The sequence below is a fragment of the Cryptocyanus atlanticus LEGE 06306 genome, assembly GCF_056633155.1.
Map to the genome: position 1 here is coordinate 1 of NZ_JBSJOZ010000003.1, position 14,062 is coordinate 14,062.

General features: G+C 66.1%; 17 protein-coding genes. 12 read left to right on the top strand and 5 right to left on the bottom strand.

Features of this window, described 5'->3' with window-relative positions:
• Nucleotides 1–366: 366 nt before the first annotated feature.
• On the bottom strand, nt 367–852 hold the full coding sequence (locus ACWJI7_RS04205; RefSeq protein WP_479935648.1) for a cupin domain-containing protein: 486 nt from the start codon (nt 850–852) through the stop codon (nt 367–369).
• Between the two features lie 567 nt (nt 853–1,419).
• On the opposite strand from ACWJI7_RS04205, the gene ACWJI7_RS04210 reads away from it, so the two are divergent.
• Complete coding sequence (locus ACWJI7_RS04210; RefSeq protein WP_479935649.1) at nt 1,420–2,073, top strand: cytochrome b/b6 domain-containing protein; 654 nt, start codon at nt 1,420–1,422, stop codon at nt 2,071–2,073.
• A 16-nt stretch (nt 2,074–2,089) separates the two neighbouring features.
• Nucleotides 2,090–2,797 carry a molybdopterin-dependent oxidoreductase gene (locus ACWJI7_RS04215; RefSeq protein ID WP_479935650.1) on the top strand — a complete coding sequence of 236 codons (708 nt, stop codon included), beginning with the start codon at nt 2,090–2,092 and terminating at the stop codon, nt 2,795–2,797.
• 18 nt (nt 2,798–2,815) lie between these two features.
• Here the strand turns inward: ACWJI7_RS04215 and ACWJI7_RS04220 are convergent, their stop codons facing one another.
• Nucleotides 2,816–3,274: a DM13 domain-containing protein gene (locus tag ACWJI7_RS04220; protein WP_479935651.1), complete on the bottom strand. Its 459-nt coding sequence runs from the start codon at nt 3,272–3,274 to the stop codon at nt 2,816–2,818.
• Nucleotides 3,275–3,619: 345 nt separating this feature from the next.
• Between ACWJI7_RS04220 and ACWJI7_RS04225 the strand changes: the two genes are divergently transcribed.
• Nucleotides 3,620–3,784, top strand: coding sequence for a hypothetical protein (locus ACWJI7_RS04225; protein WP_479935653.1), 165 nt, complete (start codon nt 3,620–3,622; stop codon nt 3,782–3,784).
• Nucleotides 3,785–3,796: 12 nt separating this feature from the next.
• Here the strand turns inward: ACWJI7_RS04225 and ACWJI7_RS04230 are convergent, their stop codons facing one another.
• Complete coding sequence (locus tag ACWJI7_RS04230) at nt 3,797–4,234, bottom strand: hypothetical protein (RefSeq protein ID WP_479935655.1); 438 nt, start codon at nt 4,232–4,234, stop codon at nt 3,797–3,799.
• A gap of 321 nt (nt 4,235–4,555) precedes the next feature.
• Between ACWJI7_RS04230 and ACWJI7_RS04235 the strand changes: the two genes are divergently transcribed.
• Entirely contained in the window at nt 4,556–4,744 is a 189-nt protein-coding gene (locus ACWJI7_RS04235; protein WP_479935657.1) for a hypothetical protein, read from the top strand.
• Between the two features lie 62 nt (nt 4,745–4,806).
• Here ACWJI7_RS04235 and ACWJI7_RS04240 read toward each other — a convergent pair whose 3' ends face one another.
• The gene (locus tag ACWJI7_RS04240) at nt 4,807–5,514 is read right to left on the bottom strand and encodes an alpha/beta hydrolase (RefSeq protein WP_479935658.1); all 708 of its coding nucleotides are present in this window, start codon (nt 5,512–5,514) and stop codon (nt 4,807–4,809) included.
• A 341-nt stretch (nt 5,515–5,855) separates the two neighbouring features.
• Here ACWJI7_RS04240 and ACWJI7_RS04245 point away from each other — a divergent pair, with 341 nt between their 5' ends.
• The 7 genes from ACWJI7_RS04245 to ACWJI7_RS04275 all read left to right on the top strand — a co-directional run bounded on the left by ACWJI7_RS04245 (nt 5,856) and on the right by ACWJI7_RS04275 (nt 12,350).
• A complete protein-coding gene (locus ACWJI7_RS04245) occupies nt 5,856–6,695 on the top strand; it encodes a zinc-dependent metalloprotease family protein (protein WP_479935660.1) in 840 nt (279 codons plus the stop codon).
• A gap of 4 nt (nt 6,696–6,699) precedes the next feature.
• On the top strand, nt 6,700–7,365 hold the full coding sequence (locus ACWJI7_RS04250) for a class I SAM-dependent methyltransferase (RefSeq protein WP_479935662.1): 666 nt from the start codon (nt 6,700–6,702) through the stop codon (nt 7,363–7,365).
• A 60-nt stretch (nt 7,366–7,425) separates the two neighbouring features.
• Nucleotides 7,426–7,803: a VOC family protein gene (locus ACWJI7_RS04255; protein WP_479935664.1), complete on the top strand. Its 378-nt coding sequence runs from the start codon at nt 7,426–7,428 to the stop codon at nt 7,801–7,803.
• A gap of 110 nt (nt 7,804–7,913) precedes the next feature.
• Nucleotides 7,914–8,165 (top strand): hypothetical protein, encoded by a 252-nt coding sequence (locus ACWJI7_RS04260; RefSeq protein ID WP_479935665.1) that lies wholly within the window; start codon nt 7,914–7,916, stop codon nt 8,163–8,165.
• Nucleotides 8,162–9,136 carry an EamA family transporter gene (locus ACWJI7_RS04265; protein ID WP_479935667.1) on the top strand — a complete coding sequence of 325 codons (975 nt, stop codon included), beginning with the start codon at nt 8,162–8,164 and terminating at the stop codon, nt 9,134–9,136. The genes ACWJI7_RS04260 and ACWJI7_RS04265 overlap by 4 nt, the downstream gene beginning before the upstream one ends.
• Before the next feature lie 342 nt (nt 9,137–9,478).
• Nucleotides 9,479–11,962, top strand: a complete 2,484-nt coding sequence (locus ACWJI7_RS04270) for a CPBP family glutamic-type intramembrane protease (protein WP_479935668.1) — start codon at nt 9,479–9,481, stop codon at nt 11,960–11,962.
• Nucleotides 11,963–11,969: 7 nt separating this feature from the next.
• On the top strand, nt 11,970–12,350 hold the full coding sequence (locus ACWJI7_RS04275) for a hypothetical protein (protein ID WP_479935670.1): 381 nt from the start codon (nt 11,970–11,972) through the stop codon (nt 12,348–12,350).
• A gap of 11 nt (nt 12,351–12,361) precedes the next feature.
• On the opposite strand, the gene ACWJI7_RS04280 is transcribed toward ACWJI7_RS04275, so the two are convergent.
• Entirely contained in the window at nt 12,362–13,168 is an 807-nt protein-coding gene (locus ACWJI7_RS04280; RefSeq protein WP_479935671.1) for a prohibitin family protein, read from the bottom strand.
• A gap of 164 nt (nt 13,169–13,332) precedes the next feature.
• Here ACWJI7_RS04280 and ACWJI7_RS04285 point away from each other — a divergent pair, with 164 nt between their 5' ends.
• A complete protein-coding gene (locus tag ACWJI7_RS04285; RefSeq protein WP_479935673.1) occupies nt 13,333–14,052 on the top strand; it encodes a glutaredoxin family protein in 720 nt (239 codons plus the stop codon).
• Nucleotides 14,053–14,062: the final 10 nt, after the last annotated feature.

Sequence of the window (14,062 nt, forward strand, 5' to 3'; positions counted from 1 at the left end):
GTTCCTTCCTGGCTCAAGGACACCACCAGCCACTCCAGGCCTATCAATGCCCGCAATGAAACCGTGGCCAGACAGCCAGGCCAGGTCTGAAGCCTGATGTCGCTGAAGCTTCCTGACGGTGAAGGTTTTCTGCGATCCGAATTGGGAACGAATGCCTCCACTCACGAGCGCCACCGGCTACCCACCATCTGGAGTGACCTGGTCCAACAACGAGACCAGACCGGGATAGCCAAGGTCTGTCAGCGATCTGTCAGTCGGTCCATACACCCTAGTTGTCGAGATAGGTTTACTCAGATTTCAACCGGCTTTTAACCGATTGGTCCTGAGTTCGAATCTCAGGCGACCCATCTCCCAGCTCATTTCAGCTCAATCCTCCACCGGTCCGGCGTCCTCCGGGACGGGAACGCTCAGGGGGCTGCCGGCCGCACCGGCATAGACGACCACGATCACCGCCGGCCCCGGGCCCAGGCTTCTTCCCCGGTGCGGCCTCTCGACCACTTCGATCAGTCCTTCACCAGCCGCCAGCTCCCTGCTCTGACCCCGGTCGGTGGTGATCCGCAATCGGCCTTCAAGCAGCACCCCCGCGTTGATGACCGGATGGAGGTGGAGGGGGAGTTCGGTTCCGGCGGGGATGGTGATGCGCAGGATCGTGATCTCCGGGGGAGCGGAGGGATAGGCGGGCAGGGGAGCGCCATCCCAGGAGCGGGAACTCCGGACCAGGGTCTCGACCTGGATTCCGCTGCCGGAGAGCGCGGCGGCGGGTTCAGCCCGGGAGGGCAGGCCGGGGAGACCCGCCAGGACCGCGCAGGCCAGCAGGGGCGCACACCGGTTCGGCCCGGACAGTGAGCGCATGGGAGTCGGGGGCATTCGCTGCTCCATGCTGCCGTTCCACCCTCCCGCGGGTCTCCGCTCCTGTCAGCACCACGAAGCCCGCCCTGGAGAGGGCGGGCTTGCGCGTCAACTGGCCTCCATGGGCCAGGCCTTTGATGGGACGGTCAGATGGTGGCTTCTTCGGTTGTGGGGACGGAACTCTTCGGCGCTGGCACCTGGGGCCATGGTTCCAGGGGGGCATCCCTTGGGGTCCTGGGCACCTGAAACGATGCGGCGGACGTCCTGATCCCACGCTGAACAACGGGGACTAGGACCTGGGACAGCCAGATATCAAGCGAGCGTGTTGGAGCAGGGGCCGGTACATCCGCGAGTTCCTGATCCCTGGTTGGGCGGCGTGTCGTCCATGCGGTGCCTCCGAATCCGTGGTTTCACTCTCGGCCCGGCAGGCGGGTGGGACCGGGGACGAACGGAAGGACGACATGTCTCGTCACCGAATCCACGTCCCGGGGGCACGGCGCCGTGCTGGCGGCCAGACTGGCCCCCGAGTCCACCCGGATGGCGTTGCCGGTCGGGGAATCCTGGCGTTCCATGGCTGACAGCGAGTTCCAGAGGTGCTCTCCGGCCGAGGCTCGAGCCCAGGCTCCCCTCCCTGGGACCAGCCGCGCCAGCCCACTGTGGACCCGGCTGTTTCATCTGTTCAACATTCCCGTGCTGGTGCTGATGGCCGGCAGCGGGCTGCAGATCTACAACGCCAATCCGGTGTTCGGCGGCCGGGATGGGGCCACCGTGCCCCGGCTGTTCACCCTGGGCGGCTGGCTGGCCGGTGGCCGCGACTGGCATTTCGGCGTCATGGCCCTGTACGCCCTGAATCTTGGTCTCTGGATCGTTTTGCTGCTCCGCAAGCGGCGCCGGCGACTGGCCGATCCCGCCGATCTCGACACCGTGCGAGCCAGTCAGAACGGGGCCAAGCGCAGGCGGGCCGCTCACCGGCTCGTGTACACCCTGATGCTGGTGGTGCTGGCCCTCAGCCTGCTCACGGGTCTGGCCCTCTACAAACCAGCTCAGTTCTGGTGGCTCTCCGGCCTGTTCGCCTTCGGCAGACCGATCGGGGCCACAAGCTGGCACACCCTGAGGGTCAGCCATCTGGCCACGATCCCCGCCATCGTGCTGCTGGTGGGGGCCCATGTGGGCCTGTCCTGGCGGATCGGCGGCCTGAACCTGCTGCGCTCGATCCTGCCCTGATGGCTCCGACGCTGCCATGACCCGCTCCGCCCCGCTCTCCCGCCGGGGGCTTCTTGGCCTCGGTCTGGGGGGAGGGTCCACCCTGCTGCTGGGAGGATGCATCCTTGATCGTTACAGCGAGGCGGTGGGGAACGCCACCCAGCCCCTCAACGAACGGATCGAGGCCCTGATCCAGAGCCCGAAGCCGGTGCCGGAGTTCGGTCGCGACCAGGTGGATCCGGATGCCCTGTTGATCAACAGCTTCAACGGCATCCCCCGGCTGGATCCAGTCCGCTACCGCCTGCGGGTCGACGGACTGGTCAGCCAGCCCCTCAGCCTCGACCTGGCGGCGCTCCGCGCCCTGCCCCAGCAGGACTGCGTCATCCGGCACGTCTGCGTGGAGGGCTGGTCGGCCATCGTGGCCTGGTCCGGGGTGCGACTCTCGGACGTGCTCACGCTGGCGGGCCTCTCCGGACTGGGAAATTACCTTGAGATCGCCTCGGCCGATCAGTATTTTGAGACCTGGGATATCGCGTCGGCCCTCCACCCCCAGACCCTGCTGGCCACGGGCATGAACGGGTCCCCCCTGCCCGTGCGCAACGGCGCACCCCTCCGCCTGGCCAGCCCGATCAAGCTGGGCTACAAGCTCAGCAAGTGGGTCGTCAGCCTTCGGGTTGTCGCCGGCCTCACCCACCGGCGTGGCACCTGGGAGGACAAAGGCTATGAGTGGTTTGCCGGGCTGTGAAGGGGTGGGTGACCAAGCTCAGGGCTTGAGGGGGGCCCAGGCCATGGTGGAGTTGAACTGCTTGCACCAGATCAGCACCGACCCCTGCTGGTTCAACGGGATGGACGGAGGAATCACATAGGTCTGCCCCCCCTGGCTGGACTTGAGGGGGGCCAGCAGGGTGTAGCTGCCCGGCTTGAGCGGATAGGCGGGGGGTTTGGACATCGCCAAGGGCGTGGTGGAGCGGCTGAACACCACCTTCAGATCTGGAGCCGATTCGCTCGTCTTGAAATCCTTGCTGAGGATCAGCAGCGTCTTGCCGTCCTTCGTCTTGATCGTGAATCCGCCGCTGACCGGTTTTTCGGCCCGGCGGAACGTCTGACTGGCCAGGATGCCGGCTGGGGCCATCCGCGTCTCCTGGGCCTGGAGCAGGGTTCCGGAGCCGCCAGCGATGGTCAGGGCCAGGGCGCCGACAAGACAGGTGGACAGGGTGGACATGGGAGGAAGGATTTGGGGGGTGGGGAGGTCGGCAGGGAGTTCAAGCCAACTCCTGCAAGGCCTGTCTTCCATACCGGTCCCACGGTGGATCGGATGTCGGTGGCCGGAGTGGCCCCGGGTGGCCGCCCAGGGCCTCGGCCGGTGAAGATTCCTCTCCCGGGCGGTCGGTGTCGTCGTAATGGCGGGAGGCTGGTTGCATCAAGAGGCAGGTGAGGGCTCCGACTCCCTGTCAGGCGAAACGAGGCGCAGTTGCGTCCGTGTGTGAACGGCATACCCAACCTTGTTCTTCTGAACTCCATACCCATGGCCAATCTCCAATGGCTTGAAGCGGATGCTGGGCCCGTCGTGGCTGAAACCAGCCACGGCTGCCGCATTCTCCGCTCCCCGTCGATCGGCTACGTCGTCACCACGACCCAGTGTCCCGATCGCCACTGGGACGCTCCCAACCTCCCCACCGCCTATGCCTTGTGCGAGTCCCTGGAGGGACGGGGGGGCCATCGCCTCGGCTGAAGCGATCGCGCCTCAGGAGGACGTCCGAAACTGGTCCTGGAGCAGCCCGCGCTGATACTCCAGGGAGAGGGCCTCCAGGTGGCTCCTCGCCTGTTCATGGAGGGCCGGGTCCACCTGGTCAAGCACCTTGCCCTGGGGAACGCGCATCCGCACCACCAGGCCCAAGGCATCGAACAGACGGACCTGATCGCTCTGCCAGCCCTGATAGTCGGCAGCCACCGCTGCCAGCGCTTCGGCGGGAATATCCCCATCCGCCACGTGGGGGCGCATTTCCTGAACCTGGGCCAGACGGGCGGAGGTGACCAGGGCATGGGCGGCCGCCAGAGCGGCGAGGCTGTCGCAGGCTTCACGCTTAAGCACGGAGAGGTCCCTGCTGAGCACGGCGGTCTCCACCGATAGCGGCTCCCGCAGGGAGGGACAGAGAGCGGCCAGCTCCGTGGCCGGGTCCACCGCCGGAAGCGGTGGACGGGGCGATTCGGGCGCTGGTCTGGAGTCCGGTCGGAGGGACTCAGCCCAGCCCTGAAGCCAGCGGGAGAGGCGCAGTCTGATCTTGCGAGCGGCCAGCCTCATCGTTTGTCCTCCTCGCCTTGATCCACTCTGGCGGTGCAACCCCCCTTCGCCCACGGGGGAAGGCCGATCGCTGGGCCTTCGGCAATCCGCATCCGCTGGACCCTGCCGCCTGGGGAAGGCGTGGACACGCCCTGAAGTGCGGGGAACCGCCACGCAACGACGACAAGCACTGTTAATATGTCGTAACATTGGACCGTACCCATGGCTGATTCCCTCTCCCTGAATCGCCAGTTCACCCTGGCTCTGCACAAGCGGGCAATCGAATCCTGCGACGATATCGACCAGCTTCGCGACGTGGCCCTCACCCTGCTCACGGCCTGGCAACTTCAGGCCCAGTTCAGTGAACAGTATGGGGCGGAAATGCTGGGTCTGAAGCGATCGACCCACTGATTCCTGCAGACCCGGTGGATCCAAACGGATCCCAATGGCAGGGGGACATGAATGGGGGGCGCTCAGGAGTTAAGAAAGGTGAGAACATCCCGGCTGATGGGCTGGTTGGGCATCCCCACTGCCCGGTTGATCATTGTATGTTCCAGCCGATAGGACTTGTGGGTGGCACTCCACCCCTGCCGAAGCCGCAGGGAATGGGCGAGGGCGGCAGCACTGCGCAGACTTCCTTGCTTGAGCGTTGTGCACAGGAGCACGTCCAGAGATGATCGAGCGGATGGGAGATCACCCTGTCGGGACAGGAGAAGGTGGGCAGGTGAATAGCGTTCCAGGTGAGTCGTGAGCTCGCGTTCGGCGAGACCCTGAGCGCCGACGAGACGCTTCATTTCCTGACGAACCGGTGGCCGCGCTGATCGGTAGCGGGCCACAAGATCATAGGACGCGGAATCGATCAGAATGCATTTGCTGATCTCCGCTGCCAACAACCCTTTCGCCACGGCCAGAGCTAGAAGATAGGCACCTGCGGAGTGCCCGGAAGCCACCAGATCCGATCCTGGTGGCAGCAGACAATAGGATCCGAGTTGATCCACGATCCAGGAGGAGAGAGCAGAAAGTGCCTCCAATTGAAGATCCAGGCTAACGTCTGACGTCGCACTGGCCAGGGGGTAATTCGCGGAAACAAAATGATAGCCAGAATCCGTGAAAAAACCAGGTTTGACACCAACATGGCGTTTATCCCCGCTGCTGAGACCACCGCCGTGCAGAAAGAACACGACGCCGCGGGGTTCTGGGAGGCTTGTCCGATAGAGATCAATGGAGGTCTGACTGTCAACCAGATGACCCGCCAGGCCTTTGCTATAGATGAGTTCAAGGGGGGCTGGCGCCGCTCTGCCGCGATGGGGCCGCACTCCTCGCTGGGAATCAGCCCGTGGCTCCCGCCCAAGCCAGCGAGACAACGAACCAAACACAAAAGCCATGGGGGGACTGCTTTTGTTTCAGTTTACCAAGGCTGCAATGCGTCGGGTCGGCATCACTCTGAGCTCCCGCTGGAGCTGATTCCCACAACGCTGGGGCCCAGCGGATTCGAGATCCGCCGGCCCAGGGCGAGCGGGTCATGACAACGAAATGCAACAATCTGGCCGGGATGCTTTCACCTTGCGGCATCAAACCAGGGGGCTCGGTAGTCTTTTCGAAACAATTGAAGCCACACTTCATGAAGTTTCCTTTCCTGGATGACTCGCTGACCGGGACGGCTCCCGATCCCGTCACCGGCCAGGCCTACTCGATGGCCTCCCCGGCGACAGGATTCAGGATCGATGCTTCTGATTTCAACCTCTTTCCAGAACCTGAGGTGGTGATCAGCCCAGGCTTCACCTCTTACAATGAGGCCAACCTTGGCAATGACGAGACGCTGGAGATCTATATCGAAACAGATCGGGGATCGGTCAATACTGACCGCGGAAGAGTTGACAGCGTTGGGCTGACTCGAACCGAAGAACAATATGCCGAAGCCGCATTCATTGAGATTGATCCGATCATTGATGCCGATTTTGTCTTCGTCGACAACCCCAATCAAGCTTATATTTCCATCTATTACGTTGAAACGGTTCCCGTTTTTCTTCCCGGAGTGGTCGGCCTGGCCCACCAGACCGGCGATGACTGGGAAATCTTCGTGCAGGATACGGGGAACAATCAATTTGATGCTAATACCTTTATTCATGAGATCGGGCATACGCTTGGACTGCGTCATCCGAACGAGCGTCCATCCAGTCGTCTGTACGACACCTCCGACACCGTGATGTCCTACAACGCCAACAGCAACGGTGATTTCGACACCCGTTATTCCCCCACTGACATTGCCGCGTTGGTGACGATCTGGGGATTCGAATCGGATAACGGCCAGGATGCCGCCCTTGACTCTGCGTTTGACTATCTCGGAGTGCGGCCCGCCTGAGCCGATGCTGCCGCGCATCTGCGAGCCTGAATTGATGGACGAGCCCGGCCAGGCGCACGCCTACGCCGACGCCGATTTCAGCGGCAGTGATCAGGCCCTGGTCCAGCGCATCCAGGCCCGTTTCGGTGATGACCTGGGTCCGCAGATCGTGGATCTGGGCTGTGGACCGGGCAACATCACCTTCCTGCTGGCCCGCTGCTTTCCCCGCAGTCAGGTGATGGGAATCGACGGCTCCAGGGCGATGCTGGCGATTGCCGGGGCGCGTCTTCAGGCCGATCCGGAGCTGTCCATCCGTCTTCGGTTTCAGCAGATAACCCTTCCCGCCACCGATCTGCCCGGTGGTTTCAGCGCGCTGGTCAGCAACAGCCTGCTCCATCACCTGCACAACCCCCAGGTGCTCTGGAGCAGCCTGCGTCAGCTGGGAGGATCCGGAGCCGCCGTGTCCGTCACCGATCTGCGTCGCCCGGGCGAGCGGTCCGAGCTCGAGGAGCTGGTCAACACCCACATGGGCCAGGCACCTGACGTGCTGCGTCGGGACTATCGCCACTCCCTCCACGCCGCCTTCACGCGCCGGGAGGTGCTCGATCAGCTCCGGGCGGCCGATCTCGGCTGCCTCGAGGTGATTGAGCTGAAGGACCGGTATCTGGAGATCAGGGGACGCCTGGACTGAGGCGTCCCGGGGGGTGCTGGAGAGCGGGGCTAGGTTGGGATCAACCCTCGGGTTGGGCCCATGTCCACCAATCCCGTCCACTGGTTCGAGATCTACGTCACGGAGATCGGGCGAGCCAAGGCCTTCTATGAAGCGGTCTTCCAGCTGCAACTTGAGGAGATGCCCTCCGACGAGGTCGACGCGTACTGGACCTTCCCGATGCACACCGACCGGGTCGGGGCCGGAGGGGCGCTGGCGAAGATGGAAGGCATGGCCCCGGGAGCGGGCGGGGGCACCCTGGTCTATTTCAATTGTGAGGACTGCTCCGTTGAGGAAGGTCGCGTTGAGCCGGCCGGGGGCGTGGTGATTCAGCCCAAGCGGGCGATCCCTCCCTATGGCTACATCTCCCTGATCAACGACACGGAAGGCAACCTGATCGGCCTGCATTCGCAGACCTGAGCGTCGGCTCCGATCCACCCCATGCCGCCAGCCGAGGCTCTCCCCGGCGTGCTTCGGGTCAGACTGCATGGAGTGACTGCCCAAGACCCATCCATAGGGGGATCCGGCTGGTGAAGGAGAGGCCGAAGCCGCCACCGGTGGAGTCCGGGGAGGAGAGAGAGTCGTCCGGGATGCATCGGGGTCTGAGGATCCTGGCCGGAGTCGGTGCCGTGTCCTTCGTCATGATCGCGATCAACCTTGCCGTGGTGGGCGTGGGGCTCCTGCTGACACCGGCCGGTCCTCCCCGCCGACCCGAGGCCCCCCGGGGTCCGGGGCCCACTCCGTCCAGCATCAGCGCCGCGACCCACCGGATCGGCCGATGACCGAGCAGAGCCAGCATCGACCGGCCAATCCCTGGGTCGCGGCCGTTCCCCTTCTGCTCTATGTCGTGCTCAAGGGCCTCAACGGCACCGTGCTCAAAGGGCTTCAGGGCTATGGGGCGGCCCATCCGATCAATGGGGAGAACCCGATCAGCTTCTGCAACGTGTTCTTCGTGGCCCAGTTGATGGTGGGGATGGCGGCGCTGCTGCCGGGCCGTCAGCGGCTCCGGGACGCCATCGGTCAGCTCAGCCGGTCGGACCGCCGGCTGTTGCTCATCGATGGATCCCTCGGCCTGCTGATCGGCCCCATTGCCTTCTATTTCGCGCTCGAATCGCTCAGTGTGATCAGCCAGACCCTGCTGTTCTCCCTGGTGCTGCCGTTGTCGGCCCTGCTGGCCAGGCAGCTGCTGGGGGAACCCCTGCCCCAGGGGTTCTGGATCAGCCTGACCCTGATCGCTCTCGGCCTGCTGCTGCCCCAACTGGTGATGGGCCCGGCGGGGGACCGGGCCGGGATGGACGATCCCCGGGGTGTGGCCTGGGCCCTGCTGGCGGTGGCGGCCTTCGCCGGTGCCGGCGTGAGCGGCAAGGCGATCGCCGGAAAGGGCTGGCCCCCCAGCCTCACCGTGGGGGTCAGCACCACCATCAGCTCGCTGATCTTCGGCGTGTTGGCCCTGATCCTGTTCGGACCCGACCACTTCCACCTGCTCAGCCTCTGGTGGGTGGTGGGAGTGATCTTGATCTACGGGCTGACCCTCTCCCTGGGGAGCGAGTTGGCCCTGCGCTGGTCCTACCGGCACTGGAGCGTGGCCGATGTGTCGCTCTGGGGTGCGCTGACGATCCTGGTGGCGGTGCTCAGCGCGGCCCTCCTGCTGGGTGAACCGATCGGCTGGGCCACGGCCGCCGGTCTTGCCCTGCTGCTGCTCGGCACCAGCTGGAGCCGCTGGCCCCGTCGCCAGCCCCTCCGGCGCGGCTGACTCTCAGCCCCGTCCGCCTTCCTGCCAGTGGGAGCAGGTATGTGCCGCCGCCGTTCCGGCCGGGAGTACGGCCTGCCACACCCGACAGACACCAGCCTGGGCGGGGCAGCCTGAAAAGTTGCGGCAGGTGGAGCAACGGGGTGCGAGGGAGACCATCGGCGGCTGTGGAACGGTCAGGAAACCGTCACACGGTAGGGATCGCTGCAGGGGTGTTTCGAGACCTGGCAATACTTCTTCGTCTGCGCGATCCCAAGACTTGCGGGGGAGGCCCGCCCTCCGGGGCCTACGGTCTGCCGGAGCTGACTCCTGGTCATCGGGGAACTGCCGGCCAGTCAGGGGTGGGTGCATGGCAGCCCCATCCGATCCGCACGCCGGTGGCGGCGACCGGTCGCTCTGGTCTCCCTGGCCCTGACGGTGCTGCTGGGCCTGGCTGGCCCCGGGACCTGGGGATCGGAAACGGACCCCGGCCGTCCCGACCGACCGTCCCCCCTGAGCAGCTATGCGCTGGCTCAGGCCGCGCCCTTCAACAGCCCGGCCCATTACCCGCTGAGCCAGCGTCCGGATCCCCGATTCTTCCGACCCCACGCCGAGTGGATCGGGCGCCTGATCCTCCCCCGCAGCCGCGAGGAGGGCCGGGAGGAGGACTGGGTCTGGATCGAGATCGAACAGGCACCTGAGCCCCACCGACGGATGATCGGGCAGGTGGTGCCCCTCTCCTGGCAGGACCGCCCCCAGCTGCGCTCTCTGGTGCGGACGGTGACCACGGATGTGGGCTTCACTCCCGCCGCCGAACGCACTGTCCGAGCGGGCAACGTACTGCCCAGCCGCCTGGGCGGATGGGGTCCGGTGGGTCCCCTGCAGACGCTGGCGGGTGCCCGGCCCCACGATGACGTGATCGTTGCCCTGGAGGAGGTGACCCTCGAACCGCTGGCCGGGGGCGGCAGCAGCCTTCGGATCGGACGGTCACCCATCCAGATCACCGGCCGCTACGAAGCTCTGGTGCGGATCGAGGGCAGGGAAGCGCCGGACTCCGATCGTTTCCGGGTCCGTCACTGGGAGCCTACCCGTGGGGACTTCAGCGGCCCCCTCGACACGGTACGGCTACCCCAGCAGCCCCGGGACCGCTTCGGGCGCTGGCTCTCCACTCCCCTGGGCCTCTCGACCCATCCGCTGGGGGAGCAGGGCTGGTCGCTCTTCGGAGCCCCCGACGCCGATGGGCTGTTCACCGTTCAGGCGATCCGTCCCCGCGCCCTGTTCCGGCTCCAGCCGGACCGGGTTCTGCCGGCCGAATCCGCCGGGTTCCCCTATCTCTTTCATGGCAACTGGCGGGACACCCCCTCCCGTCGCGGCAGGATCGAGCGGGTGCTGCTCCGCCGGGGCGCGGCCGACGCTCCCGGCGGCCCGGACTGGCGTCCGGGCGAGCGGGGCCTGCTGATCCATGCCTTCGGTGGCATCGGGGGCCCGGCCGGGGAACCGACACCTGGGGGCACCGTGACCGGGCATTTCGCCTTCGGAGAAGCCCGGGTGATCCGTGACGGGTTCACCGGTGAGCCGCGATTCGATCTGCGTTACCACCAGATCTACGCCAACAATCCCAACGGCATCGTCTCTGGCACCCAGGACTGGACCGCCTTCACGGGCGATCTGCAGAGGGGCTGGCTCGGCAGCCGGCCGATCTCCGATCTGGTGATTCATCTGGGCGCCTTCCGGGATCTGGACCTCGGCGGTCGCCGGCTTTCCCTGCTCGACGAACTGGCCCTGCAGGCCGAAGTGCTGATGGCGCGCTACCGCAGCGGCGATGGCAGCGGGCTCTCGAGCGTGACCCCGGCCACGTCCTGCGTGCAGGATTCCAGCCAGGCGCTGTTCATCGCGCTGGAGCGACTTCGGGCCACCGTGGAGGAGGATCCTGAGCTGCAGGCCTGGGTGCGGCAGCATCCCCGCGATCCCCAGAGCCAGGCCTTCCGGCAGCTGGTGGAGCTCGCCGGCTCCCTCGACGCCCTGCTGAAACCCTTCGGCACCGTGCGCTCCGACTGGAGCCGGAACGCGGCGGTGCTGGCCGGAACCGCCAGCGATCCGGCGGCACAGCCGCCGGAGGAGGACCTGTTCGTGCGCGGCGAGAACTGGACGGACACCCTTCTGAGCTGGCGCTCGATACTGCCACGCCGCGCCCATGACGACATGGCCGCGGTATTCCTGCGCCACGGAGGGTCTCTGTGGTTCCTGCGCACCAACCAGCTGGCCGGCGGGGACACCACCATCGAACCGCTGGCTCCCACCCTGCTGCTGGGCCGCATCCCCGTGCTTGCGACGCTCCTGCGCCGGCTCACCGATGCCCTCCTCACCCCCCTGGGGCCCGGCGCCACCGGCTGGAGCCTGCTGCTGCTGGGGGGGTACACCGCCCTGGCGCTGACGGTGGGCCGGGCATCGGGCTTCCTGCCACAGCGCTGGATCCACGCCCCCCGCGGCAGCCTGGCGGGCACCGCCGCCGGCCTGTTCCTGACCCCGGCGCTGCTGGAGGAACTGCTGTTCCGGGTGGCCCTGCTGCCCCATCCCCTGGAGGGGGGAGGCCCGCTGGCCGCTCTGGGCTGGGGGGGGCTGAGTGTCGGGGTGTTCGTCCTCTACCACCCGCTCGCCACCGTCTGGTATCCGTCGGGCCGCGGCGTGTTCCGTGACCCCCGCTTCCTGGTTCAGTGCGCCCTGCTGGGGATTGCCTGTGTGCTCGCCTACGGGTTCACCGGTTCGCTCTGGCCCCCCGTGCTGATCCACTGGCTGGCGGCGACCGTCTGGATCCGGGGTCTTGGGGGGGAGGGGAGACTGGAGGGGTAGCCGCAGCATGGCCGTGTCCCTTGATCGCTTCAAGACGGCCCTGGCGGCGCTGATGGAACGGGCCCCCAACGATCCGCTCGAACGGGATGAATTCTTCGAAGTGACGCCCCTTCCCAGCCACGATGGTCCCTTCGAGGTGGTGCTGGTCGACGAGGAGGAGGGTGTGTTCGCCGCCCTCTACCTCGACCGGCTCTTCCGGGAAGGCGAGCATGAGGGTCTGCAGGAGGTGGAGGCGCTGGTGCCCGCCTACCTGCTCAGCCACTTCGGACTGAGCGGGGAGGAATGGAGCGCCACCGCCCCCTTCGATCTGGGCTGGCGCAGCCGGGAATTCCTCTGGTTTCAGGAATTCACCGTGCCAGGTCTCACCCCCACCTGCCGCTACGACTGAGACCCAGACCGTCAGCGGCGCCCGTTGACGATCACCGGGGTTCCGCCACCGGCCAGCGTGCCCGGCAGGGCCGGCACGACGGAGGTCTGGCCATCCCACTTATCAAGGAAGAGCTTGTAGAGCACCTGGTCATCGAGGCTGGAGTTGAGGATCTGGTAGCGCTTGGCCTCCTGATCGGCGATCTTCACTTCCGTCTGGGCCCGCAGCAGGCGCTGGTCGGCGATCTGCTTCTGCTCGATCGCGGCCCGGTACTCCTCGGCGATCTGCAGGCCGGTGAGATCGAGGCCCTGCACGATCACGTAGTTGAACTTCTTGAGTTCCTCGGCCACCTTGTCCTGGACCAGCTCGGAGATGCTGTTCCACTCCGTGGCGATGGTCACCAGCTCGTACTGCGAGAAGACCGACTTCAGGGCCTTCAGCAGCGAAGGCTGGATCACCCGCGCGTAGATCTGGGAGTTGTCGGTGGCGATCGTTTCGTAGATCCGGCCGGCCTCGGAGGGCTTGACGGCGTACTTCACCGTGGCGGTGGCCTCGATCACCTGCAGGTCCTTGGTGAGGGTGGAGAACTGCTCCGGACGCACCTGGGTGCGCACATCAAAGAACGAGGTGGCCTGGATCAGCGGCGCCTTGAAGTTGGCTCCAGGATTGCGCTGGCCCCCCGTGACCTTGCCCAGGGTGGTCACCACCGCCACCGTGCCGGCCGGCACGATGAAGATCGTCTGGGTGAGCAGGATCACCAGGGCCAGCGCCCCGGCCACGATCAGCTGAACGGTCGATCCCGGTCCATCGCCACCGGCCGGTCGCATCGAGCTCTGCATGGAGGAGGGGATCCAAGGGGATGGCAGAACCCTAGGGATCGGCGGAGACCATCCACGGATGGGAGCGGCCCGGCCACGCTTCAGGGGCCGGATCCCCGCCCGATCACCACTTGACTCTCCATCTAACTGGAGATGTAACGGTGAAGGTCCCTGCCTCCAGCGCCATGCCCGCATCCCAGCTCCCCTCCCCCGTCCGACTCCATCGCATCGCCACGGCCGACCATCTCTGCCCCTACGGCCAGCTGGCGGTGGAGCTGCTTCGGGAGCAGGGCATCCCCTTCGAGGACCATCTCCTCACCAGCGAAGAGGCTGAGGAGCAGTTCCGCTCCGTCCACGGGGTTGCCACCACGCCCCAGATCTTCGCCGGCGAGGAGAGGATCGGTGGCTACACCGACCTGGCACGGCGACTCGAGCAGACGCCCCGCAGACCTGGCGGGCGCCGTTATCGGCCCGTCATCACGGTGTTCGCCACGGCCGCCCTGATCGCCCTGGCGCTCGGCCTCGGCCCGGCGGGCTCCATGGGGGTGGCCCTGGCGCTGCTGGCGTGCCTGAAGCTGATGGATCCGGCGGCATTCCGCGCCTCCTTTCGCCGCTACAACCGGCTCAGCCAGCGGCTGGGGATATACGGCACACTCTTCCCCTATCTCGAGCTTCTGGTGGGGTTGGCCGTGCTCTCGGGCCTGGCCGCCCAGCCGGTCGGGATCCTCTCCGTGGCCATGGGCGTGGAGGGCGGCGTGTCGGTGCTTCAGGCGGTGTATGTCCGCAAGCTCGATCTCGACTGCGCCTGCGTGGGCGGGAACATCCGTACCCCACTCGGCCTGTTGAGCGTTCTGGAGAATGGGGCGATGGTGGTGATGGGTCTCGTGATGGTCCTGCGGGGATGAACGACCCACG